Origin of the sequence: Vibrio sp. 10N.247.310.17 (assembly GCF_041466605.1) — a bacterium.
GTDB classification, from domain to species: Bacteria; Pseudomonadota; Gammaproteobacteria; order Enterobacterales; family Vibrionaceae; genus Vibrio; species Vibrio tasmaniensis_A.
In genome coordinates this window covers 110,352-132,836 of sequence record NZ_JBFSTC010000003.1, presented here as the reverse complement: position 1 = coordinate 132,836, position 22,485 = coordinate 110,352, and the positions used below count along the sequence as shown (strand labels likewise).

The 22,485-nt window shown below is 43.8% G+C and carries 21 protein-coding genes and 1 pseudogene; 10 read left to right on the top strand and 12 right to left on the bottom strand.

Annotated elements, in window-relative coordinates; genetic code table 11:
- Positions 1-229: 229 nt before the first annotated feature.
- The 3 genes from AB6D80_RS02040 to AB6D80_RS02030 form a co-directional block, all read right to left on the bottom strand.
- The gene (locus tag AB6D80_RS02040; RefSeq protein ID WP_017096900.1) at positions 230-1,219 is read right to left on the bottom strand and encodes an efflux RND transporter periplasmic adaptor subunit; all 990 of its coding nucleotides are present in this window, start codon (positions 1,217-1,219) and stop codon (positions 230-232) included.
- Positions 1,219-1,860, bottom strand: a complete 642-nt coding sequence (locus tag AB6D80_RS02035) for a hypothetical protein (protein WP_017096899.1) — start codon at positions 1,858-1,860, stop codon at positions 1,219-1,221. Before AB6D80_RS02035 ends, AB6D80_RS02040 begins: the two co-directional genes overlap by 1 nt.
- A gap of 633 nt (positions 1,861-2,493) precedes the next feature.
- The gene (locus AB6D80_RS02030; protein WP_017096898.1) at positions 2,494-3,423 is read right to left on the bottom strand and encodes a hypothetical protein; all 930 of its coding nucleotides are present in this window, start codon (positions 3,421-3,423) and stop codon (positions 2,494-2,496) included.
- A 330-nt stretch (positions 3,424-3,753) separates the two neighbouring features.
- Between AB6D80_RS02030 and AB6D80_RS02025 the strand changes: the two genes are divergently transcribed.
- From AB6D80_RS02025 to AB6D80_RS02010, 4 genes are all read left to right on the top strand, one after another.
- Entirely contained in the window at positions 3,754-4,689 is a 936-nt protein-coding gene (locus AB6D80_RS02025) for a LysR family transcriptional regulator (RefSeq protein WP_065679599.1), read from the top strand.
- Positions 4,690-4,906: 217 nt separating this feature from the next.
- Positions 4,907-5,284, top strand: a complete 378-nt coding sequence (gene gloA / locus AB6D80_RS02020) for a lactoylglutathione lyase (RefSeq protein ID WP_012604423.1) — start codon at positions 4,907-4,909, stop codon at positions 5,282-5,284.
- 14 nt (positions 5,285-5,298) lie between these two features.
- Positions 5,299-6,396 carry an alkene reductase gene (locus tag AB6D80_RS02015; protein WP_269336044.1) on the top strand — a complete coding sequence of 366 codons (1,098 nt, stop codon included), beginning with the start codon at positions 5,299-5,301 and terminating at the stop codon, positions 6,394-6,396.
- Positions 6,397-6,506: 110 nt separating this feature from the next.
- Positions 6,507-7,367: a DMT family transporter gene (locus AB6D80_RS02010; protein ID WP_372066059.1), complete on the top strand. Its 861-nt coding sequence runs from the start codon at positions 6,507-6,509 to the stop codon at positions 7,365-7,367.
- An 87-nt stretch (positions 7,368-7,454) separates the two neighbouring features.
- On the opposite strand, the gene AB6D80_RS02005 is transcribed toward AB6D80_RS02010, so the two are convergent.
- The 6 genes and pseudogenes from AB6D80_RS02005 to AB6D80_RS01980 form a co-directional block, all read right to left on the bottom strand.
- Complete coding sequence (locus tag AB6D80_RS02005) at positions 7,455-7,883, bottom strand: MarR family winged helix-turn-helix transcriptional regulator (protein ID WP_017101603.1); 429 nt, start codon at positions 7,881-7,883, stop codon at positions 7,455-7,457.
- A 17-nt stretch (positions 7,884-7,900) separates the two neighbouring features.
- A pseudogene (locus AB6D80_RS02000) lies at positions 7,901-8,005 on the bottom strand (hydrogenase); the annotation flags it as partial.
- A complete protein-coding gene (locus AB6D80_RS01995; RefSeq protein ID WP_012604419.1) occupies positions 8,006-8,500 on the bottom strand; it encodes a peptidylprolyl isomerase in 495 nt (164 codons plus the stop codon).
- A 238-nt stretch (positions 8,501-8,738) separates the two neighbouring features.
- Positions 8,739-9,338, bottom strand: a complete 600-nt coding sequence (locus tag AB6D80_RS01990) for a thiol:disulfide interchange protein DsbA/DsbL (protein WP_009847171.1) — start codon at positions 9,336-9,338, stop codon at positions 8,739-8,741.
- Between the two features lie 91 nt (positions 9,339-9,429).
- Positions 9,430-9,789, bottom strand: a complete 360-nt coding sequence (locus AB6D80_RS01985; RefSeq protein WP_012604418.1) for a hypothetical protein — start codon at positions 9,787-9,789, stop codon at positions 9,430-9,432.
- A gap of 149 nt (positions 9,790-9,938) precedes the next feature.
- A complete protein-coding gene (locus AB6D80_RS01980) occupies positions 9,939-10,547 on the bottom strand; it encodes a TetR/AcrR family transcriptional regulator (RefSeq protein ID WP_009847169.1) in 609 nt (202 codons plus the stop codon).
- A gap of 167 nt (positions 10,548-10,714) precedes the next feature.
- Here AB6D80_RS01980 and AB6D80_RS01975 point away from each other — a divergent pair, with 167 nt between their 5' ends.
- Entirely contained in the window at positions 10,715-11,701 is a 987-nt protein-coding gene (locus tag AB6D80_RS01975) for a glycosyl transferase family protein (RefSeq protein WP_017096890.1), read from the top strand.
- 238 nt (positions 11,702-11,939) lie between these two features.
- Here the strand turns inward: AB6D80_RS01975 and AB6D80_RS01970 are convergent, their stop codons facing one another.
- On the bottom strand, positions 11,940-12,173 hold the full coding sequence (locus AB6D80_RS01970) for a hypothetical protein (protein ID WP_012604416.1): 234 nt from the start codon (positions 12,171-12,173) through the stop codon (positions 11,940-11,942).
- A gap of 286 nt (positions 12,174-12,459) precedes the next feature.
- On the opposite strand from AB6D80_RS01970, the gene AB6D80_RS01965 reads away from it, so the two are divergent.
- From AB6D80_RS01965 to udp, 4 genes are all read left to right on the top strand, one after another.
- Complete coding sequence (locus tag AB6D80_RS01965; RefSeq protein ID WP_009847166.1) at positions 12,460-12,876, top strand: CBS domain-containing protein; 417 nt, start codon at positions 12,460-12,462, stop codon at positions 12,874-12,876.
- A gap of 189 nt (positions 12,877-13,065) precedes the next feature.
- Positions 13,066-14,529 (top strand): MATE family efflux transporter, encoded by a 1,464-nt coding sequence (locus AB6D80_RS01960; RefSeq protein ID WP_017101605.1) that lies wholly within the window; start codon positions 13,066-13,068, stop codon positions 14,527-14,529.
- Between the two features lie 171 nt (positions 14,530-14,700).
- Positions 14,701-17,058: a zinc/cadmium/mercury/lead-transporting ATPase gene (locus tag AB6D80_RS01955; protein WP_371707353.1), complete on the top strand. Its 2,358-nt coding sequence runs from the start codon at positions 14,701-14,703 to the stop codon at positions 17,056-17,058.
- 313 nt (positions 17,059-17,371) lie between these two features.
- Entirely contained in the window at positions 17,372-18,130 is a 759-nt protein-coding gene (gene udp, locus AB6D80_RS01950; protein WP_009847163.1) for a uridine phosphorylase, read from the top strand.
- A gap of 345 nt (positions 18,131-18,475) precedes the next feature.
- On the opposite strand, the gene AB6D80_RS01945 is transcribed toward udp, so the two are convergent.
- Together AB6D80_RS01945 and AB6D80_RS01940 are read right to left on the bottom strand one after the other, a co-directional pair.
- Entirely contained in the window at positions 18,476-19,642 is a 1,167-nt protein-coding gene (locus AB6D80_RS01945; RefSeq protein WP_009847162.1) for a DUF1887 family protein, read from the bottom strand.
- Positions 19,643-19,838: 196 nt separating this feature from the next.
- Positions 19,839-21,830, bottom strand: coding sequence for a methyl-accepting chemotaxis protein (locus AB6D80_RS01940; protein ID WP_017096887.1), 1,992 nt, complete (start codon positions 21,828-21,830; stop codon positions 19,839-19,841).
- A 275-nt stretch (positions 21,831-22,105) separates the two neighbouring features.
- Here AB6D80_RS01940 and hinT point away from each other — a divergent pair, with 275 nt between their 5' ends.
- Entirely contained in the window at positions 22,106-22,456 is a 351-nt protein-coding gene (gene hinT, locus AB6D80_RS01935) for a purine nucleoside phosphoramidase (RefSeq protein WP_012604413.1), read from the top strand.
- Positions 22,457-22,485: the final 29 nt, after the last annotated feature.

Below are 22,485 nucleotides of genomic sequence, written 5' to 3'. Positions count from 1 at the left end.
GAATTGGATTTCTTGACTCAAATAATAGAGAGGATAGAGGTCGCTATCTACACGCTAATAGTATTTCGACATATCGCTTTTACGATGATTGAGTTGTTATTTATATTGATTTTTCGATTTGTATCGAAGGTTAAATTAGGAAGATTGGTTTGTGATAGATACAAAAATGCCCTGAAAACTAGGGCATTTCTTAAAGAACTAAAAGTAATATTTTCGATTATCTAAGTGCTTACCAAGCTCCTAAGTAAGACTTGTAAGATTGCAGGCGAACTGTTGCTGCACCGATAACATCAATGAAGCCCCAGAACGGATGCGGTTTCTCAGCAGAAATCCAAGCCGCACCAGCCGCACCAATTGGGATATCGAAACCTTCTGGTTCGATGATCTCAAGAACGATGGTACGGCCTAATCCGTTACTATTTCTTACAACGTGTTGACCAACACTCTGTGGGCCTTGAAATGGAGAAATAGCCGCTTCGCCAGTACCGGTTGTGAAGCTGTGTACTTTTGCTCTGAACACGTGACCTGGGTATGCATCAACGAAAAACTCTGCGAAATCGCCTTTTTGAACATATCCGTAAGTTTGATCAGAAACTCGCATTTCTAAAAATTTCTTGTTGGTGTTGTAAAGGTGCATGTTGCCCATGACTGAACCTTCGGCAATGTTGACAATCGCGACTTGTCCATCAAACTCAGCACGAATCGTCTTTTTCTCTTGCGCCCAGTTCACTTTTTGAAGATCGGCAACCAATGAATTAAGTTCAGCGTTCATTACACGTAGGTCAGAATCGTATTTCTCAACATCACGCGCATTAAAGATTTGCGGTGATGTTTCAGCACGCTCAAGATCTCGTGTCATCTGCTTGATCTGTTCTTCCTTCTTAACAATGGCAGATTCGATCTTTGCTTTGTCAGCTGCAGAGTTAATGTCGACGAGTGTGTAAAGTACATCGTTTTCTTTTACTCGTTGGTTGTGGTCAACATGGATTTCATCAATTTGTTGGCCAAATACAGGCGACATTACCGCGTGTGGTGCTTTTACTGTGGTTGAGTTCGTTAAATCAACCGGCGCCCACAAGCGAGAAATAACCGCCAATACCGCAAGAATCGTTACGCCGCCAATGGCAGCCCACGTGTAGTTTTTGAAGTTCTTCTTCAGTGCGCCTGTCGCAAACAGTGACCATACAATTAGGATGTATGGAATCATCATCTCTTTCATTATGCGACCTCTTTTTCTGTAGGGGATGGTTTTGTTGGAGTCTTTTCTTCTGAAGCCTGTTCTTTTGAAGGCTGAGCTTCTGAAGACGGTTCTACTGGAGACTGTTGTGTTTGAGACGGCTCTGTTGCCGATTTTTCAGGTGATACGTGGACTGCGGCTGCCTCTGAATTGGTCGCGTCTTGTTTAGGCTGCACACCACGGCGAATGACATCACTCAGTGATTGACCAATATGTTTCCAGTTCGCTAGCGCGATAACCAAGGCGATAACCCAGAATGTTTTGCTGATGAAGAGCCCGCAAAGTGACAGTGCAAACACGATCTGTACGTGAGCGCTTTTGTGTTCTTTTGCTTTATGCACACCCAGTTCATGCAACTGCCACATGCCGTAAACACCGGCTAATACCACAGCAATGGTCACCGAGAACAAGTAACCAGAGAAGTACTCCATCTGGAAGAAGTTCATCATCATTTCATTGGGATGATTGTTGAATTGAGACATGTCGATGTCTTTAGAATGGATAGTGCCTAACGGTGCAAGAGCCCATGCACCAGCAAACATTACCGCCATAAACAGGCAGAATTTAATCAAGACCATCACAACGGCCCAGATTTTCTGGAAAATGATTTTTATAAAGTTCATATCTCAACCTACATCAATAAGAAGAGAGAATTTGCAGCCTAGAAGTCACCTTTAATGACATCTTAGAAAGTAGATGTCTATTATGTGGGTAGATTAGTGCCCATAATAAACAAAAGTAATAGATGATATTTAAAGTGATATTGCACAGTCCAGACAACCGATTCTCGGTATCAAGAAGCGAATATGCTTCTCTACAAATCAATCTTTATTATTTGTCAGCAGACGTAAATGAAATGGCTATGAAGCGTTCGAATTAATATTCGCGCGGCTTTCTAGCGACTGTTTTTATTACGTGTATTACCTCGACAATCGAGGGGCTCTTCCATGACAATTGACATACCAAAGTAAAACATTTGTCAGTTTTCTATTTGGGCTGGTGATTGATTTGTTAGCAGGATAATAGAAAGAGTTTTGACCAGTATCTACCCAGAATTACGATTTGATAATATCGTAATTACGATTAGTAGTTATAACTCTAAATCGGTAAAGTGATTTATTTGAAAAGGCTCATATACAGATAGAAAACATTGTTCATTAACTTGGTTTGGATCATAGAAGTCGATGAAAAGTACTAAAAAGGCTGGCCTAAAATATTGAATAAATTAGACCAGCTCTAGGGAGGATTTTAATCGATTATTTGAACGGGTTTAATGTAACAGGAGCAATAAAGAATTTTAGGTTCCAATCTGGTGCATATGGCACATACTCAGCTGGATTGGTCGTATTAACATTTGCGTCTGGTTTCATTACGTAATATTGAAGTTCTACACCCCAACGAACAGGCATCGGTCCAATCTTAAACATATCGATATAGCCTAACCCGACAGGTACAGTAAATTGGTCGGAACCATCTTTTGTCCAATCAATTTGAATATTAGGCGTCATACCAATTAACGCGGTGTTGCTGACACGATAGTTTAAGAAGTACTGGATGTCCGCTTGATTGGTTGATTCAGTAACGCTGTCGCTACCGCCTACATCCCACCATTGCTGAGCTAAGAAACCAACGTTCCAGCTTTCAATACTTGCTGGGTTACCGGTTTCTTTACCAAGGCGAGCGACCATTGCCGCAGGGCCTACTTGCCATTTATCTTGGGTTAAACCATCAGTACCAGTTGGCATGATCACCGTTGGACCAACACCCCAAATCCAGCCGTCATCACGGTTAGGCGCTGCCATTGATAGAAAGACGGTGTCTCCCATGCCATTTGTACGACCTTCAAAGAAATCACCGTCTTCACGGTCACCTGGTGAACTGTAGTGGTTGGCTACCAGACGGTTCACCAAGTTCCATTCGCCATCCATGATAGGAACAGGCATTACTGGTTGAAAGCTGAAACGGTTTTGCATTTCATGGTGGCCATCTTCTTTCTCAAGAAAGGTGTAATCATTCTGAGTGATTAGCATCCATACGTCAGATACCGGGTTAGCCGATTTTTTTGCGGCTTCCTGAACTGAGAGTTGTTCCTTTTCAGCCAGCGCAGAACCAGAGTAAGCGATAGCCGCACCGCTTAAGAGTAGGGAAATTATTTTAGTGTTTTTCATATTGATACCGAGGGTCATTATTTTGGTGCCATTGTAGTATTCACAAAAGGAATGTATATGTACCGAACGGAAACTCAGTGTCATGTAATTTGAGACAATATTGTGATTTCAAAGCGCGTTGCATGAAGTACGCCCCATTATTAAAGGGCTTACGGAGAAGGGATGGCTTTATTGTCTCACTATATGAAGATTTATTGAGGGTTGATGAGTGTGAGTAAAGTCTGGTTAATATGCTATTTATTAGCAAAATAATCGATGCGTTATACCTTTAATAAATGTTTTTATTGACGATATTTAATCGTTTTTACGATAGCATGGTGTTTATGGTCGCCTAACGAGTAATGATATATGAGCAACGAAATCCCCAATTTCAACCTACTTGCTGTGTTTTCTGCGGTGATGGAGCAGGGCAGTTTGAGTAAAGCTGCGGATCAACTCAGCACCAATCAATCGACCATTAGTACCGCATTGGCACGACTGAAAAAAGAGATAGGCCAAGAGCTTTTTGTTCGTAAAGGACGAGGTGTTACGCCTACTTCTTATGCTCAAAGTTTGTATGAACAAATCAAAACGCCGATTCATGAATTGAATGATGTATTTCAGTCGATGGCTAATTTTGATGAACAATCCTCTGAACGTAAGTTTGTGATTTCTGCACCTGAGCACTTACAGTGGATTTTACTCAATAGTTTTGCTGCGCTTCCTAATCAAAATCTATCGCTAGAAGTCTTTGACCAACCAGACAGTGATGAGCGTATTTACGAAGACCTTTTGACTCAAGAGTTCGATGCAATGATCGATATTGTGGTACCTGAACACCCAAGCATTGTTAGTGAAACTCTATATGAAGGCGAGTTTGTTATTGTGTGTAGAGAGGATCACCCGAGAATCCAAGGTGAAATCAGCGAAGCGCAATTCATGAATGAAAAGCATGCCGTATTAGATAGAACACGGCGGAAAGTTCGCAGTTTAAATCACTACACATCATTGGATTTATCTAAGCGTAAAATCGTGTTTCACGGCCGATCACTGTTCAGTAATATCTTGCTATGTAGCCAATCGGATTACATCACCGTAGTGCCTTTATCTATGGCTGTGCAGTTTCAAGAAAGGCTAGGTTTACAGTTGTTTAAGCCACCTTTTGAATATCAGCCTATATCTCACTATTTGATTTGGTTAAAGAAGCAGAATAATGACCCTGCTCATAAATGGTTCCGAGAACAAGTCATCAGTACATCAGATGCGATGTCGAAGACGCTTAAAGATAGGCGTTTGCGGTTTTAATTGAGAGTCTAACTCGAAGGGAAGCATTGGCTTCCCTTTTTTGTGTCATTGAGTTCGTGCTAGTCATAAGGTTCATAACAAAAAATTATCACATTGAGAATTTTTGATAATTTCATTAATTCCTCGCTGAATCGTATTATTTCACTCAGAGATTAGTGGATAACCTCCACTCAAAATCATAACGGCGCAATGCTTGTGGTGCCAATAAGGGTGAAATATGAAATTCCTACACACAATGATCCGAGTTGCTGATTTAGACAAGTCTATCGAGTTCTACACCAAAGTATTAGGCATGAAAGAGCTTGAACGCCACGAAAACAACGACTACCGCTACACATTGGTTTTTGTTGGCTACGAACAAGGCGGCACGACTATCGAGCTAACGTACAACTGGGATACTAACGAGTACGAGATGGGCAGCGCGTTTGGTCATTTGGCATTGGGTGTGGAAGATATTTACGCCGCATGCGACAAGATCAAATCACTGGGTGGCAACGTCACTCGTGAAGCGGGGCCAGTAAAAGGTGGCTCAACGCACATCGCATTTATCACAGACCCAGATGGCTACCAAATCGAACTGATTCAACTAGGTTAATCGAGGATATAACAATGACAAACGCACTATTTCAACCAATTCAACTTGGTAGTATCGAACTTAAAAACCGTATTGTTATGCCACCGATGACGCGTTCTCGCGCAACGCAACCTGGCAATTCAGCAAACGATATGATGGCGTCTTACTACGCTCAACGCGCTTCTGCAGGTTTGATTATCGCTGAAGGCACACAAATTTCACCTATGGGTCAAGGTTACGCTTGGACTCCGGGTATCTACTCTGATGAGCAGATTGCGGGTTGGAAAAAAGTCACCGATGCAGTACATGAAAAAGAGGGCGTTATCTTCGCTCAACTTTGGCATGTAGGCCGTGTAACACACCCAGACAACATTGGTGGTGAACAACCAATTTCGTCTTCTGCACTTAAAGCAGAAAACGTAAAAGTATTCATCGATAATGGCACTGATGAGCCGGGTTTTGTGGATGTGGTTGAACCTCGTGAGATGACGAAAGAAGACATCAAAAACGTGGTTGGTCAATACCGCCAAGCGGCTTTGAACGCGATTGAAGCGGGCTTTGATGGTATCGAACTTCACGCCGCGAATGGTTACTTGATTAACCAATTCATCGACTCTGAAGCAAACAACCGCACTGACGAATACGGTGGCTCAATTGAAAACCGTTTACGTTTCCTAGGTGAAGTGGTTGAAGCTATGGTCGAAGCGATTGGTGCTGACCGTGTAGGTGTTCGCCTTGCTCCGTTCACATCGTTGAATGGTACGGTTGACGCTACGCCAGTAGAGACTTACACAGCGGCGGCGGTGCTACTTAACCTATACAACATTGTTTATCTGCACGTTGCAGAAGTCGATTGGGACGACGCACCTGAAACGCCAAAAGCGTTTAAAGCAGCGGTTCGTAAAGCTTACAATGGCGTGCTTATTTACGCAGGTAAATACGACAGCGAGCGCGGTGAAAAAGCGGTTGCTGAAGGCGTAACTGATATGGTTGGTTTCGGTCGTCCATTCGTCGCAAACCCGGATCTACCCGCTCGTATTCAAAATGGTTACCCACTAGCAGCGCACGATCCAAACACATTGTTTGGTGGTGCTGAAAAAGGTTTAACGGATTACCCAAAATACGCAGGCTAAAAATAGCTGCCTGAAGCAGAGTATTGAGATAATATCTCGATCCTGTTGAATGTTTATAAAAAGCAACCTTGCAGAGTCGGGTTGCTTTTTTTGTTATTGGACCAAGTAAGATGATGAAAGCGATGCGCGGAGAGCTTTATCTCCTATTTGCTACCCTGTTAGCTGGGATTGGATGGATTGCATCTAAGCTGGTGGTGTTAGAAATGCCTGGGCCAGTGTTCATTGGTGTGCGATTCTTCGTCGCGAGTTTGATTCTTTTGCCATTTTGTATTCATCACATTCGTAAGCTTTCGCTTAAGCAGGTACTTTCTCTTTGCGGCGTTGGCTTGTTGCTGTCTGCTTCATTGCAAGTATGGGTATTTGCGGTATCGATGACGGAAAGTTTGTCGGAAGGAGCGTTTATCATGAGCTTAGCCATGATCATCGCGCCGTTTGTCTCTTGGATTATATTTCGAGTTAAGCCTAATCGCGCCTTTTGGATGTCATTTCCAATTGCGATTATCGGTATGTTGCTACTGACCCTAACTAACGGCTGGCACGTTGAGCAGAGTCAGATCTATTTCCTATTAGCATCGATGTTGCTTTCGGTTCACTTTGTGATGAATAAGCGAGTGATTACTAATGTCAAACCTATAGCTTCAATCTGCGTTCAGCTTTTTGTGGTGGGTGTTAGTGGGTTAGCGTTTGCTTCGATGACTGCTCAACCAGAGTTTGAAATAACTCAAACCTTAATATTCTGGTTTATCGTCTCAGCGGTTGTCGCGACATCGATCCGTTACTTATTGCAAACTGTCGGTCAGCACTCCGTGAACATGGAAGTGGCGGCATTGATCATGATTCTTGAGCCAGTGTGGACATTGTTATTGAGTGTCAGCGTGTTGGGTGAAACGGTTGAGATGCAAAAGCTACTAGGCGGAGCGGTAATTATTGGTTCGTTATTTTGTTATATCAAATGGTCGAGACGAAAATAAAACACTCGGCGCAAGGCCGAGTGCTCGTTAGCGCATGTTTATAGCTCATTAAGCATGTACTAGCAGTAAGCTCCGGTCACAGTAAGATCAGATTGCTGCGACCATCTTTTGAAGTAGCTTGATCATCTGTTGTTGTTCTTCAGCGTCCAACTCATTCATCAGTTCTTTGTTTAAACGAGTAGGGATTGGAATCAACTGTTCTTCGAGTGCTTTCCCTTTTTCCGTTAAGTAGATTCTGAAAGAACGACGACTGTTTGGATCGGCTCTGCGTTCAACCAGTTCAAGCTTTTCTAACTTGTCTAATGTTCGTGTCGTTGTCGAATTCTCGACTTTGGACTTTGCCGCGATATCACGCTGAGTAATACCTTCCTCTTCCCATAGGCACATCAAGGTTGGCCAGAGCGCAATGGTTAAGCCATGTTCTTTCAATTCTGTGTCGAAATCTTTGCTCGCTTTATTGGCGATCACGTTGATCATCCAACCAAAGCTATTTTGTCTATCAAATTCTTGTGACATTCGTCAGTACCTAATTCTTATGATGACATTACAACTATTGTCATCGTAACTAATACCGATGCAATTAGCACCAACATTGCTTCGTTATTTGATAAAAAAGCGAATTGACTGCTAATTTTGAATTAATCGCGAATCGTGACCTTGGTAATCACAATATCTTCGCAAGGTACATCTTCGTGTCCCCAGCGAGTAGTGGTTGGTGCAAGCGCAATCTTGTTGACCACGTCCATGCCTGCCGATACTTTGCCAAACACTGCGTAACCCCAACCTGCGTTGCTGGTCGCGGTATGGTCAAGGAAATCATTGTCGTCAAGGTTGATAAAGAACTGCGCCGTTGCTGAGTGTGGTGCGTCTGTACGAGCCATTGCCACTGAGCCAATCACGTTCTTTAGTCCACGATTTGCTTCATTGACGATAGGTGCGTGTGTTGGCTTCTCTGTCATGTCGATAGTGTGTCCACCACCTTGAATCATGAAACCCTCAATCACACGGTGAAATGTGGTGCCTTCATAGAAGCCTTCTTGGCAGTATTTAAGGAAGTTTTTTGAACTTACTGGCGCTTTCTCAAGGTTAAGTTCAATTTCGATGTCGCCAAAGTTAGTGGTCAGAATAATCATAAAGGTGCCCAATGTTCGAGTACTAATATTTTGAGTACTACAGAGTAGTGGATGACGTAATAGGGTGCAGTATATGAGAAATAACGACGGATGCCAGTGAACAGTGATTCTGACGTGTATTCAAGGGCGATCTGAATGATCTTCGAGCGTGCCATCGCGCGTTCACTTCATTCGTATAGACAAGAAAGCCAGCGAACAGGTCGCTGGCTTTGGAGGTTTTAAAGATTATTGCTTTTGATTAAAGCGTTAGAAGGTAATTCACCAGTTGGTTGTACTCTTCGTAGCTCTTGATTTGATCCGGTTTTACGATGTATTTGTTGTTAACTAATACGCCTGGAACGCCAGTTAATGTGCTCGCATCAAACTGCTTATCAAAACGCTTCTGCATTGAGTTAACTGCGAAACCGTTGTAGGCCGCATCAAACTTCTTCGCATCGATACCGTTATCAATGAAGATCTGGCGCAGTTCCGCTTCGTTTCTTGGAGTCTGTTGCTTCTCGTGAATTTTGGCGAACATTGCTGGAACCATATTGTCTTCAGCGTCGAGTGCAATCATGGTCGCGTAAGCTTTTGCCATAGGCACAGCCATGTCGTTGCCCATAAACGCTACGTGCACTTTTTGAAAGCTTGCTGATTCTGGTAGATCTTGTTTAAGGAACTCAATGACGCCTTCAAATTTGTAGCAATGAGGGCAGTAAAACGAGAAGAATTCGGTAACGACTGGCTTATCTGCTTTCGCTACGTCGAGGATCTTGTAGTGAGTACCTTCTTCAAACTGAGCGGCATTAATTGAGGCGCTCATGATCAGAGCTGCGAATAGGCTAAATAGCTTTTTCATGTGTTATTTCCTAAATTTGGATGTCATTGTTTACAGCGATAGAGCTGTATTAGTAATACGTTGGCAAGCGTTGCCAAACAGGGACAAACAATTAAGAAATAGGAGGGCGATAAGGAGCTTGTGGCGACATGATTGCCTTGTGTGAAGGCTCTTTCTCGATCAAAGCCAATGAACCAATTTGGGTATCAAAAGACTCTGACACAATCAACGGTGGCATTTTAAGCAAGCATACAGAGCCACAGCAGTGGTGTTCTACATTGGGTTGCGCGCTGGAATATGGGAATGAGTCACTGGTGTCGAATGAGGAATCGGTGTTTAGCGATAAGGTTGATAGATTTTGAGTTACCTGCATAGCATTGGCGTTCGCGATACTGTCCACACTGACGGTGGCCACTAACATAGCGAATAGCATAAAAGCATGTACCCAAATTTTGCTTATCAACTTTGGCATGGAATATTGGTCTTTGTGTCCGAATTAAGGTTGGTATGAATCACATTCTGCAACCGCTAAACAGGAAAGCGTAGAACGAGCGCATGATACATCACTCGTTTACGCATCTCTAATTAAACCCAACAAAACTTAGCAGAGCTCAACTTTTATTACGCTTGGTACTGTTTAAGGAACATCTCGACGCTGGAATTAATGATTATTTGCTTGTGCTGCTTATCAGGAGAGGGCGCATGACCAATGATCTGTGGCCAAAATGCAAAAGATTTCAGCAGGGCGATAAACTGAGTGGATGCAAACAATGGGTCGAGTTCAACCAAACGCCCATCAGCCAATGCCGCTTTGATCCAAGTCGTCAGGCCGCTTTCTGCTTGAGAATATTTTTCCATCGCTTGATGCGCGAGTTCTGCGTTATGAAAATATTCAGAGAACAGTACGCGAGATAAGTCGATGAAACCTTCAGACTCGAGAAGCTCAAGTTCTTGGTTGGCTATAGAGGTAAGTTGTTCATCTAGCGGTTGTTCGGCTTGATAGGGGAACTGAGTCGCTGCGAGTGTTTTGCTCCAAATGCTGTCTAAAATCTCATCCAGTAGCAGTTCTTTACTCGCAAAGTGATTGTAAACCGTGCGCTTTGATACTTCCGCGCGGCTCGATATTTTATCCATGCTGGTGGCTTTATAGCCATGCTCGGTAAACTCTGCGATGGCAGCGGCCACGATAGATTCGCGTTTTCTTTGGCTTAGTGTTTTTTTTACCGTCATCTGGATATTACTCAATATGTCGCGGTTAGCATTGCATACTCTAATTTTACACCAGTAAGTTTACTTTTAGAATACCAATCAGTGTATTGGTAATTAGCACGCTAGCACCTGAATCGCTTTGCAATGAACTGCGGGTGTCATAGAATCGAAAACGTATTCGAATTTTATTGATATCAACGGAAGAGAATAAACAATCAATGAGTAGTATTTTAGAGTGTATTCGTACAGTTGGACGAGGGGAAAGAGGTCGTAAGCCTTTGTCGTTCGAACAAGCCTACCGCATCATGGATGAGTATTTAAGCGGAGAGGTCGGTGACGACCAAATGGCTATGCTACTGATGTTGATTCGTGTGCAGAATGAAACCAATGAAGAAATCGCAGGCTTTGTAAAAGCGTTTCAATCTCGAGTGCCAGACTTAGGTGCTGATATCGATTGGCCGTGTTATGCAGGTAAGCGTAACGATAACGCCAGTGGAAAGCCTTGGAACCTGTTGGCAGCAAAAATTCTAGCTGACAACGGCTATAAAGTATTAATGCATGGCTACATGGACAAACCCAGTGGTCGTACGCATGCCGAAACGCATTTAGAATGTGTCGGCGTTCGCAGCGCGCAAGATCCGCAAGACGCAAAGCAGATTCTAGAAGCCGATGGTATTGCTTACTTGCCTTTGGCGAACTTCGCCCCACAAGCTCAAACTATGATTGGTTGGAAACATCGTTATGGACTGAGAACTCCGATTAATACCGTTGTTCGTGCATTGAACCCTGGTGGTGGACGTTTAGGCTTGCGTGGCAGCTTTCACCCTGGATTCCCACAGCTTCATGCAGAAGTTGAGCATGTGATTGGCAATAAATCCCACTCGGTGATTTCATTTAAAGGCATGAATGGCGAATCAGAATACAACCCCAAGGTAAGCCAAACTGTCTGGATGAGTTCTCCTGAAAAGGTGGAATCTTTCTACTGGGAAGGCACGATGAATGCTGAGCTGCCTCTACCTTCTGAATGTGTACTGGGTACACCGGAAGATGAGATGGAGCTGATGGCGAATAGTGTTGTGGATAGTATGACGGCAATTTTATTCGCAGAAACGCACGATAAGGCTGAAGCTTACTCAAAGGCAGCGCGTTTGTGGGAAGCCTATTGCACTCGTTAGTAGCTACTAGCCAGTCGTTAAGAGCTAGCAAATAACGTATAGCGATTGAAATCGTGAATGAGAAGGTCAGCGAATGCTGGCCTTTTTCGTATATTTACCGTGGTCGGTATTCGCTGTTGAATTAAGTAGGCAATCATTGTCAAGGTGATTGCCTACTCATAACATGTTATTCAACGGTGTTCTGTGCTGTTGACCATGCTGCTTAAGCTTGCCGAACAAGACATGCGTTATGAGTGCGCTATTTTAGGAATAGGCCGAAGTCGATCTCTTGTTCTCTTCCGTATTTAACCAGTTTCACTTTCAAGTTGTGTTCTGCTGCAAGATCAATAGCTAAGTTAGACATGCGCTTTATCTCATTAAAACAGCTTGAGATTAGGGGCTTTTCTTGGTTGTCGACAGTAGCGATAAGTGTGTTCTCTGTACCTTCGTTGTCTGCATAAACATACGCGTACATGTTGTTGTCGTGTTGCATAAATTACCTAAGTTGAGCTTTTTATTATTAGTGTGATGAAGGTTACAGTATTTATGTATTCAGGCTAGCTTATGGGAGGAATCAAAGGTAAGAGTTTGTAAGCGGTGTTTAAATTTTTGCTTCATAGGCATGCGTGCAAGCCTTTTGTTACCTCGTTTTTTGCTTTGGTAGGTTTTGCCTATCAATAAAATTGTTGAAATCCATTTAGTAAAATCAAGATTTTAGACAACAATTAAGGTAACACGATAGAAAAATCGATAACAAAACGTATTTTAGGGAGAACGCAATGCATTCTATTAAAGTGAAAGATTACATGACGCCGCAGGTTGTGACATTCACTCCTGATATGCCGTTAAGTCTCGCGTTAGACAGAGTAATGCGCAGCCATCATATGGGTGGTCCAGTCATTGATGATAATGAACAAGTGATTGGTTTCCTTTCTGAACAAGATTTACTCGAGAAGTTAGTGAAGGTGAGCTATTTCTGCCAAGACACGCATATTGTAGGTGATTGTATGTACCAAGAAGTTCTCTCGGTATCACCAGAATTATCCATTATTGAATTGGCAGATATGATGCAAGTTGGAAAACCCAAAGCTTATCCAGTACTCGATAACAAAAAGCTAGTGGGAATGATCACTCGAACCGATGTTTTGAGAGCAATCGGCAAGAACTTAGATGAATGCTTTAAACATCAGGTATAGTTTTAAACATCATGTATAGTGGTGTGTTAAGAACGATTATTTTTCTCAATACCCTCAATTGAAAAGGCGCACTAGCGCCTTTTTTCTTTGTAGAGCTTTTCTTGGTGGATCATTTTTGTCGATCCCCTAGTTTGTGGCTGACTAGCTTATAGAGCTTTATTTTGTGGTGTTCCAACTTTTGGAGGTTTCATGTCAAATCAAACTGCGAAGTTTGTAGAAGGTTCAACGATGCGCCACATATTGGTGATGTCGGGGGCTGGCTCTGTTGGTTTGATGGCGTTATTCGTGGTCGATTTACTCGATATGTTGTTCATCAGTATGTTGGGACAAGTCGAATTGGCCGCGGCTGTTGGTTTTGCAGGCACACTGACATTTTTCTCTACCTCCGTTTCGATCGGTACTTCTATTGCTATGGGTGCGTTGGTTTCCAAAGCTATTGGTTCAAAGAATCAAGAACACGCTCGAAACCTCGCCACGAGTATTATGCTGACCGCTTTTGTCATCAGTTTGACGATTACTGCGGTGATGTTCGCCTATATCCCAGAGCTGCTTGCTGCGATTGGTGCAAAGGGGGTGGCCGCAGAGCGGGCGCAAGCTTACCTGCAGATCTTATTGCCAAGCGGGCCATTTCTAGCGCTAGCGATGGCTGCGGGTGCAGGCTTGAGAGCCGCGGGGGATGCCAAACGTTCGATGTGGGCGACCTTGTCGGGCGGCATTGTTAACGCGATTCTCGACCCTTTGTTTATTTTTGGTTTTGGTTGGAACATCGAAGGGGCGGCTATCGCTTCTGTCTTTGCTCGTTTTTCGGTGCTCTTTTTCTCGCTTTACCCTTTGATTCGCAGTCACCAGCTGGTGGCTCCCCCTTCTCTTGTACAATGGCGCATTAATATTCGACCAATATTGGCTATTGCGCTGCCTGCTATTATCACCAATACCGCAACGCCTATCGGTAATGCGATTGTAACGACGGGGATTGCACAATACGGAGAGGATTTTGTCGCGGGCTTTGCTGTGATAGGTCGTCTGACGCCGGTTTGTTTTGCGGTTATCTTTGCTTTGTCTGGCGCTGTGGGCCCTATCATTGGGCAAAACTTTGGTGCAGAACGAATGGACAGAGTAAAAGAAACACTCAACAACTCATTGTTGGTTACTACGGCGTACACCATCGCCGTTTGTATTCTCTTATACTTTGTCCAAGACTATGTGATCCAAGGCTTTAGCCTACAAGGTGATGCAGCAATTATTGTTGCCGCATTCTGTACCTATGTAGCGTTGACCTTCACCTTCAACGGCGCACTGTTTGTTGCCAACACGTCTTTTAATAATCTAGGTAAACCGCTTTACTCGACAGCACTGAATCTGGGTAAAGCCACTCTCGGTACATTGCCGTTCGTTTACTTAGGCTCGCAATGGTATGGCGCATTGGGTGTGCTGTATGGGCAAGCCTTGGGCAATGTTTTGTTCGGAATACTCGGTACCCTAGTGCTTCGCTATCATATTGCCGAGCTTATGCAAGGTTCCCAAGTTGATCCTGTAGAAGACGATGTGTCGATAGTCAGCTTGAATACACAACCATTCTGTTCACATGATGCCGTTCTTATTGATGATGTATCGTCGAACAGAGAAGAGTGTAAAGAGCTCAAGTCGCAATAACAGCGACACTCCAATATAGATTAGTTGGTTTGTAAATTTCTTCTTGGTCTTGGACAATTTGTTCTTGACCTTGGAGTAGTCTCCAAGGTTTATACTTTTGTTGTACTTAAGGTTCTGTTGCTCATGAGTGAGCAATAACCTCAAGGCTTTTGAGTATTAAGGAGATACATTATGTGCGCAAAACACGCAGCGTGCCGCTCAACAAAAGTGGACGTTCAACCACAAGCGACTGGAGCAAGTTGCTCTAGCCCTAAAATTTCAAGCATTACCGCAGCAGGTACTTCATCTTCATGTTGCAGCTCTTCTGCTACTGCGTCTTCATCGTCAGGAGATGATTGTTGTGGTTCAGACAGTGGAGAAGAAGACAGTCAGTCCTCTACTCAAACTTTAAATGCCCAATTTTCTAAAAGTTGGTTGGTCTCAGGAATGGACTGCCCAGCTTGTGCTAAAAAAATAGAGAAAGCCGTTAGTAACATTGAAGGTGTTATTCAAGCCAAAGTTCTCTTTGCCACCGAAAAGCTAGTTGTGAAATTCGACAATGAAAGTCTTGCCGACACCATTGAACAGGTCTCTATCAAAACGGGCTTCCCTCTTTCGGAAGTTGGTTCTAAAAAAGAAAAACAGCACCCCGAGACTTTTTGGCAAGCTCATATCCAACCTAATTTAGAAATTATAGCGATTGCAGCCGCAATGCTCTTCGCAGCACTGTTGAAAAGTATTTATCCTCAACTAAGTGAAGGTTTGTTTACCGTAACCTGTTTGCTTGGTTTGTATCCAGTGGCCAAGAAAGCAGTTCAGTTGGCACGTTCAGGTACGCCGTTTGCAATCGAAACCTTAATGAGTGTTGCCGCGCTCGGTGCTTTATACCTTGGCGAAACCGCTGAAGCTGCGATGGTTCTGTTACTGTTTTTGATTGGTGAGCGTCTAGAGGCATTTGCTTCATCAAGAGCAAGAAGTGGTGTTCAAGCCTTAATGGCATTGGTGCCAGAAAATGCCACCAAGATTATCAACGGCGACCGTGTTGACGTTGCAGTAAGTGAACTTGCTCCTGGTGACGTGATTGAAGTGGCAGCGGGTTCTCGTTTACCTGCTGATGGTCAACTTATTACCGACGCTGCGAGCTTTGATGAAAGTGCGCTAACGGGTGAGTCTGTTCCTGTCGAACATATAGCAGGCAACAGCATCATGGCCGGTGCTGTGGTGGTCGATAAAGTCGTTCGTATCACCATCACGTCAAAACAGGGTGAGAATGCGATCGACCGTATTCTTCACTTGATTGAAGAAGCAGAATCTCGTAAAGCACCGCTTGAACGTTTCCTCGATAAGTTTAGCCGCTGGTACACACCACTAATGATGTTGGTGGCTCTGTTGGTCATCATCACCCCACCATTGCTGTTCGCGCAGCCTTGGGAAACCTGGGTTTACCGAGGTCTAGCTCTATTGTTGATTGCTTGTCCGTGTGCGTTGGTTATCTCAACACCTGCTGCAATTACTTCTGGTTTAGCAGCAGCGGCGAAACGTGGCGCATTAATTAAAGGCGGCGCGGCACTAGAGCAGTTAGGGAAAATTCAAACGATTGCCTTTGATAAGACAGGTACGCTGACTGAAGGCAAGCCTCAGGTTACGGATATTCAACCTCTATCAGGTTGGAAACAAGACGCGATGCTTCGTGTAGTTGGGGCGATTGAAGTTGGTTCGACTCATCCTTTGGCGCAATCGCTTGTCGCTAAAGTTAAAGAGCTGAATGTTGAGATCCCTGAGTCACACAACAAGAAAGCGCTCATTGGTAGCGGTGTTGAAGGCGATGTCGATGGTGTTAAGTATCAGGTTTTATCACCGTCTAAAGTCACGTTTGCTCTTGGACCCGATGTGGTTTCTCAGGTAGAAGCATTGGAAGGCGAGGGCAAGACGGTTGTGGTTGCTCTTGAGCTTAAAGATCTAGAAGAGTCAACAGAACAAGCTACGACTGTGATTGGTTTGATTGCTTGGCAAGATACGTTACGTAGTGACGCTAAGCTTGCGATTGAACGACTTAATGACTTGGGTATTCAATCTATCATGCTCACAGGGGACAACCCACGAAGCGCAGCAGCGATCAGCAGCAAAATTGGTATGCAATATAAAGCGAGCCTGCTTCCAAGTGACAAGGTGTCTTATGTTGAAGAGTTATCTCAACAGTCACACGTTGCTATGGTCGGTGATGGCATCAACGATGCGCCAGCAATGAAAACGGCGAATGTCGGTATTGCTATGGGTGGTGGTACTGATGTTGCGCTTGAAACGGCAGATTCAGCACTGACTCACAACCGTTTAACTGAGCTGCCCGCGATGATTGAATTGTCGCAAGCGACCATGAATAACATTCGTCAAAACGTAGCACTAGCGCTCGGTTTGAAAGGTGTGTTCTTGGTGACCAGTTTGCTTGGTATTACCGGGCTTTGGGTTGCCGTTCTTGCAGATAGTGGCGCGACAGCACTGGTGACACTCAACGCACTGCGCCTGCTTCGATTCAAGTCTAAAGCGGATTAAGTTCAGCTCTCAGACATAGACGCTCTTAATTTTAAAAGCGTCTTATATAAGAAGCATCTCGCATAAAAGCGCCTTTAGCGGTCATACGTTAAAGGCGCTTTTTGTCTCATTAGTATGCAACGCAGCCGTTCTGATTGCTTATTTTTGTGATGCCAATCGGTTTTTCGTGAAACCTGAAGTGTTGTTGCGATCATTGGTGTGATGTTCGTCACTTCATTTCATTATGAGCTTGGTTAGAGTGTGTTCGTACCCCACGAATTTACTATGAGCTTAAATAAGGGTAAAAAGCCCAATAAGCCAAAAGGAGCGAACTATGTCTCAAGCTGTTTTCCACTTAGGTGTTACTGAAGCAGATCTTAACGGTGCTACTCTTGCGATCATTCCTGGTGATCCTGCTCGTGTGCAAAAAATTGCAGAAGAGATGGAGAATCCCGTATTTCTTGCGAGTCACCGTGAATACACGCTTTATCGCGCAGAGCTAGACGGTAAGCCAGTTGTTGTATGTTCAACAGGTATCGGCGGCCCATCTACTTCTATCGCAGTTGAAGAGCTTGCTCAGCTTGGCGTTCGTACTTTCCTACGTGTTGGGACGACTGGTGCGATCCAACCTCACGTAAACGTGGGTGACATGATTGTTTCTACGGGTTCTGTTCGTCTAGACGGCGCTAGCCTACACTTCGCTCCTATGGAGTTTCCAGCAGTTGCTGACTTCGAAGTTGCTACAGCAATGAAAGCAGCAGTTGAAGAATCAGGCGCAGCAGTTCACATGGGCGTAACCGCTTCAAGTGATACTTTCTACCCAGGTCAAGAGCGTTACGACACGTTCTCTGGTCGCGTGGTTAAGCGTTTCCAAGGTTCTATGCAAGAATGGCAAGACATGGGTGTTCTTAACTTCGAAATGGAATCTGCAACGCTACTAACAATGTGTGCAAGTTCTGGTTTGAAAGCAGGTTGTGTTGCTGGTGTGATCATCAACCGTACTCAAAAAGAGATACCTGATCACGAGACACTAAAAGTAACGGAAGCGCGCTCAATCAAAGTGGTTGTAGAAGCTGCTCGTAAAATGCTTTGAGTCGTAACAGTACTTTTAGTTTTCAAGTGCTTTAAGTCCCAAAACGACTTCAAATTTTGAAAATGGCCACATCGAATGATGTGGCCATTTTTTTGGGTGTTTACAAGTCCTTTGAGCTTTTTACCTTGCGAGCTTTAGACTTTGTAAACGTAGACCTTGTGAGCTCTAAACCTTGTGAACATCTAGATGCTGTAAAGTTTAGACCTTGTCAATACGGGCGGGGTAGTGGATATAAGTCATTTACTACGATTGGCATAATCGTTACGGGTACAAAAAAGGCGAGTGACTTAAGCGGTCATTCGCCTTTTTGTTTTTTGAGAATTCGATATGTTCGAGTTTCTTAAATTAGCACTCCAAATCTTCATCACCACCGGCAGCGGTAAACCATGCCGCGAGATGTGTTTTAAGATCTTTTAATTCGTCAGGGCCAATCAATGCTAGGCCAAGATCTTCTGCTCGTGTGATGTCATTATGACGAAGAGGGCGGAAGCTCACCAACATTGCACGGGCCTGTAGGCCACCTAGCAGGTCTCTGAGCGATTCCAGCTTGTACAAGGTATCATCGCCATCATCTCGCATACCTTTGGTCTTACACTCGATGATGTGCAGCTTATTGTTCACTACAGAAGCAACATCAAGCTCATTACGAACTTCGCGCTCACCGAGCTGACGATAAACCTGAACATTCAAAGAGCGATCTTGAATGGTCGGCATGTCATCTTGGATCTGCTTAACGGTGCTATGAACCAATGTTTCAAGCCATTCGCCGTTTGAGAAGCGTCGCGCGTCTTCATTGGCAAACGTCAAAATACCATTGTCATAAGTGGCAATCTTAGCTTCAACCAAATCGCTCAACAGCATGTTCAGCTCGCGATAACCTTGTTGCTTCTCAGACAAGCCCACATCAAGTCTTTGTTCTTTACGGCAGGTCGTTGCAAGGTAGTTCAATGTAGCAAGGCCTGGGCCTAATTCTAATGCGTTACTTGCCCAACGCTCACCCAGTTCATACAGTTTTTGGTCAAGTTGCGGAGACAGTTGTACATCGCTGAATTCACCACGAGCACCGAATACCGTTAAGTAGTCATCGATAGTGATGCGGTCTTGAACTTGTGCGTCTTCTTTACCATTCGGGTAAAGCCAGCACAGTTTGTCACTGTTTGGTTCAACAACAAAGATTGGCCAGTGGTAAGTACGAAATACTTCGTAGACAGACAGTAGGCGGTGACGAAGGCCACAACTTGCGTTGAGCTTCACTTCTTGTCCCCGAGCTTTTAAGTCTTCAGCAAGGTTTTGGATCGATTCTTTAATTGCAGAGGTGTTTACGATAGTTGGAATCTCGAAAAATTCACTCGTAATATCACGCTTCTGCAAAACGCTGTCTAAGCGTTGATAGATACTGATTTGATTTTTGTCACCGATGAACACGATGTGAGTGCTGATCGTTCGGTTGTCGAGTAGTGGGGTGATCAACCGAATGGGGTCTTGATCGATAATGCCAACATGAACAGCCATATAAATTCCTTAATAGCGGCTCGCTCATAAAGGTGAAAGAAAAACGGGAAGCAGCAAGCCTTTACAATCATATAATGACAAAGCTCATAAAAAACAAGGGCAACCCTTGATAAAAGTTGCCCTTGTTCAATTAGTTATCACTATTGGGTGAGATATCCCAACATTTCAGGTGAATATCTATTGGTTCTTCGTTTACTTATAGCTTGAATTGATGAACTAAATCGCCTTGCTGGTTTGCCAGAATTGTTAGGTTTTGGCTTGCCTCTGCAATTGATGACATCGCTTGATAACTCTTATCAGCAATCTGGTTGATGTCTTCAATGTTACGCGCGATATCACCCGAAGTTTCACTCTGCTCAGCCGCGGCTTGAGAAATGTGCGTACTCATTCGACTGATTTCTAGAATCAATGCCTGAATTTCTTCCATAGCACTATTAGCACTTGAAGCTTGTTCAACCGACATATCCATATCGCTCATGCAGCTTTCAATCACATTACTTGCTGTTTTAGAACTTGATTGTAGGTTACTGATCATGGTCTCAATTTCAGACGTCGATTGAGTTGTCTTTTGTGCCAGTACTCGGACTTCATCTGCAACTACAGCAAATCCACGGCCTTGTTCACCAGCGCGTGCGGCCTCGATTGCTGCGTTGAGTGCAAGTAGGTTGGTTTGATCAGCAATACCACGAATAACATCGAGGATAGAGCCAATCTGGCTACTCATTTGTTGTAGCTCGCCTACAGCACCCACGGATTCAGTCAGACGTACCTCAAGTTGATTAATGGTACTGATGTTGGTGTTCATGACCTGGCGACCTGATTCAGAAGCCGATTCTACTTGTTGAACCATAGTTAATGAGCTTTGTGCGCTGTTTGCTACTTCTTGTACAGAGTGAGACATTTGTGTCATTGCCGTTGCGACGGTTGCTGTTTGTTCACGCTGACTGTTCAATTGAGCCTGTGTCTCAGAAGAGGTTTTTTGGTTTACGCTTGCAGTATTGGTTAGGTCATCTGAAGCGTCATTCAGTTTCACCAGAATATTGTGCAGGTTGTCGGCTAAGGTATTGATGTGACGGCTTACTCGGCTGAATTCGTTGTCGTATCGAATATCGATACGCTGAGTCATATCTCCTTCAGTCAGGCCTTCTAATGTACCTAGGATACGCGTTAGTGGCTCTCTTACACTATGTGCAATGTGGTAACCAATTGCTGCAGCGAATACGGTGACAACAATGCCAATTGCAATCGCTTTGAATAGACCGTTGTCGTAGATGCTGCTCGCATCTGCTAATGATGAGTTGAGTTGCTCTTCCGCTGTGACGTTGAAAGAATCCAGTACCGCCATTGCTTGGTCGACTTCAACGGCTAGATTAGCAATGTTGATGTACAAGGCTTCTTTCGCTTTCAGATAGTTATTATGTTTATCTAAAACACCGCCTTTTTGTCCCACGTCTTTGGTGAAATTTTTAACCGATTCATCGAAAACATTTTTAATCGCAGGCAATTGTGTCGCTAAGCCACGGTACGCGTAGTTTAGGTGGGTAACGGCCTTTTTGTTTTGGTTGACGGCTTTTTGTACGAAGGCAACATCAGAACTTGCTAGTGCATCAGAGGTAATCACCTCGGCGTCTTGTAGTTTAATAAAGTAGCTCTTTGCCATCACTTTTACAGAGATGCTTTTTTGGTCGGCAACGTACTCTTTCATGCCAACGGTCAATTCTGAATGTAAGCGTTGGAAATCACGTGATGCTTTTTGTACTTGCTCTTGCGCCTCAAACATAGCGATATAATTGTTCATCGCTTCATCTGCTTCGGTGAAGTAACGTTCTTCCATCGCTCTTAATTGCGTGATGCGCTCAGTGAGCGAGGTATTGTCTTGGCTTGCTGTTTCTAGGCTACCTAGAACTTCAGAAAAAGCGTTTTGTGATGCAGCAAACTCTGTACGCATTGCAGACATACGCTCAGAATTTTGTGTGGTTAAGAAGTCTTTAAATGACTTGTCAGCGGAAAGTAATTGGACACTTGTTTGGTTTGAAAGCGCAACCAGCGGCAATGATACTTTTGAGACGCTCTCAAAATTGCTATGTATCTGATTCATGCTGCTCATCATGATGGTTATCGTGACTGCGAACATGATGATGATCAGTGCGAAACCAGCGTACATACGCTTGATCACAGATCCCTTCATGACTTTCTCCCTAAATAAATGTGGACCTAATACCAGGTCAAAACAAAACTAACAAAATTATCAGGATTCTATTGAGCTCGGCTTACGCATTTTATGACGCACACGTCAAAAATAGCCCTTTGTCCTAGCCAATATGCCGTTCTTGAGAGATAAGGCGTGTTTTTTTTGATTTGAACGGTGTTTTTTATTATGCTTTAAAGCAGGTTTATTGTGGTTTGATGCGGCATAGCGCATACTCAAAGCATTAAAAAATAAATGTTTTATCGGAGAGACACATGGCTGAAGAAACCATTTTTAGTAAGATCATCAATAAAGAAATCCCAGCAGATCTACTATACCAAGACGATTTAGTAACCGCATTTCGCGATATTAACCCTCGTGCTCCTAGTCATATTCTAATTATTCCTAACAAGCTGATTCCAACAACGAATGATGTTGAAACGGAAGATGAAGCAATGATGGGACGTATGTTTACTGTTGCTCGTAAGTTAGCAAAAGAAGAAGGCATTGCAGAAGATGGCTATCGTCTTATTGTGAACTGCAATTCTCACGGTGGCCAAGAGGTTTACCATATTCACATGCATTTGGTTGGTGGCCGCCCGCTTGGTCCGCTTTTAATGAGTTAATTAAAAGGCTAATAAGCTAACGAAACAGT

Bases quoted from the DNA above. Each gene is read 5' to 3' on its own strand.
- gloA (WP_012604423.1), top strand. From the start codon at position 4,907: ATGAAATTCCTACACACAATGATCCGAGTTGCTGATTTAGACAAGTCT.
- udp (WP_009847163.1), top strand. From the start codon at position 17,372: ATGTCTCAAGCTGTTTTCCACTTAGGTGTTACTGAAGCAGATCTTAAC.
- AB6D80_RS01995 (WP_012604419.1), bottom strand. From the start codon at position 8,500: ATGATTATTCTGACCACTAACTTTGGCGACATCGAAATTGAACTTAAC.
- AB6D80_RS01965 (WP_009847166.1), top strand. From the start codon at position 12,460: ATGCATTCTATTAAAGTGAAAGATTACATGACGCCGCAGGTTGTGACA.
- AB6D80_RS02025 (WP_065679599.1), top strand. From the start codon at position 3,754: ATGAGCAACGAAATCCCCAATTTCAACCTACTTGCTGTGTTTTCTGCG.
- AB6D80_RS02005 (WP_017101603.1), bottom strand. From the start codon at position 7,883: ATGTCACAAGAATTTGATAGACAAAATAGCTTTGGTTGGATGATCAAC.
- AB6D80_RS02030 (WP_017096898.1), bottom strand. From the start codon at position 3,423: ATGACCCTCGGTATCAATATGAAAAACACTAAAATAATTTCCCTACTC.
- AB6D80_RS02015 (WP_269336044.1), top strand. From the start codon at position 5,299: ATGACAAACGCACTATTTCAACCAATTCAACTTGGTAGTATCGAACTT.
- AB6D80_RS02040 (WP_017096900.1), bottom strand. From the start codon at position 1,219: ATGAAAGAGATGATGATTCCATACATCCTAATTGTATGGTCACTGTTT.
- AB6D80_RS01960 (WP_017101605.1), top strand. From the start codon at position 13,066: ATGTCAAATCAAACTGCGAAGTTTGTAGAAGGTTCAACGATGCGCCAC.
- AB6D80_RS01990 (WP_009847171.1), bottom strand. From the start codon at position 9,338: ATGAAAAAGCTATTTAGCCTATTCGCAGCTCTGATCATGAGCGCCTCA.
- hinT (WP_012604413.1), top strand. From the start codon at position 22,106: ATGGCTGAAGAAACCATTTTTAGTAAGATCATCAATAAAGAAATCCCA.
- AB6D80_RS01955 (WP_371707353.1), top strand. From the start codon at position 14,701: ATGTGCGCAAAACACGCAGCGTGCCGCTCAACAAAAGTGGACGTTCAA.
- AB6D80_RS02035 (WP_017096899.1), bottom strand. From the start codon at position 1,860: ATGAACTTTATAAAAATCATTTTCCAGAAAATCTGGGCCGTTGTGATG.
- AB6D80_RS01940 (WP_017096887.1), bottom strand. From the start codon at position 21,830: ATGAAGGGATCTGTGATCAAGCGTATGTACGCTGGTTTCGCACTGATC.
- AB6D80_RS01985 (WP_012604418.1), bottom strand. From the start codon at position 9,789: ATGCCAAAGTTGATAAGCAAAATTTGGGTACATGCTTTTATGCTATTC.
- AB6D80_RS01945 (WP_009847162.1), bottom strand. From the start codon at position 19,642: ATGGCTGTTCATGTTGGCATTATCGATCAAGACCCCATTCGGTTGATC.
- AB6D80_RS01970 (WP_012604416.1), bottom strand. From the start codon at position 12,173: ATGCAACACGACAACAACATGTACGCGTATGTTTATGCAGACAACGAA.
- AB6D80_RS01980 (WP_009847169.1), bottom strand. From the start codon at position 10,547: ATGACGGTAAAAAAAACACTAAGCCAAAGAAAACGCGAATCTATCGTG.
- AB6D80_RS02010 (WP_372066059.1), top strand. From the start codon at position 6,507: ATGATGAAAGCGATGCGCGGAGAGCTTTATCTCCTATTTGCTACCCTG.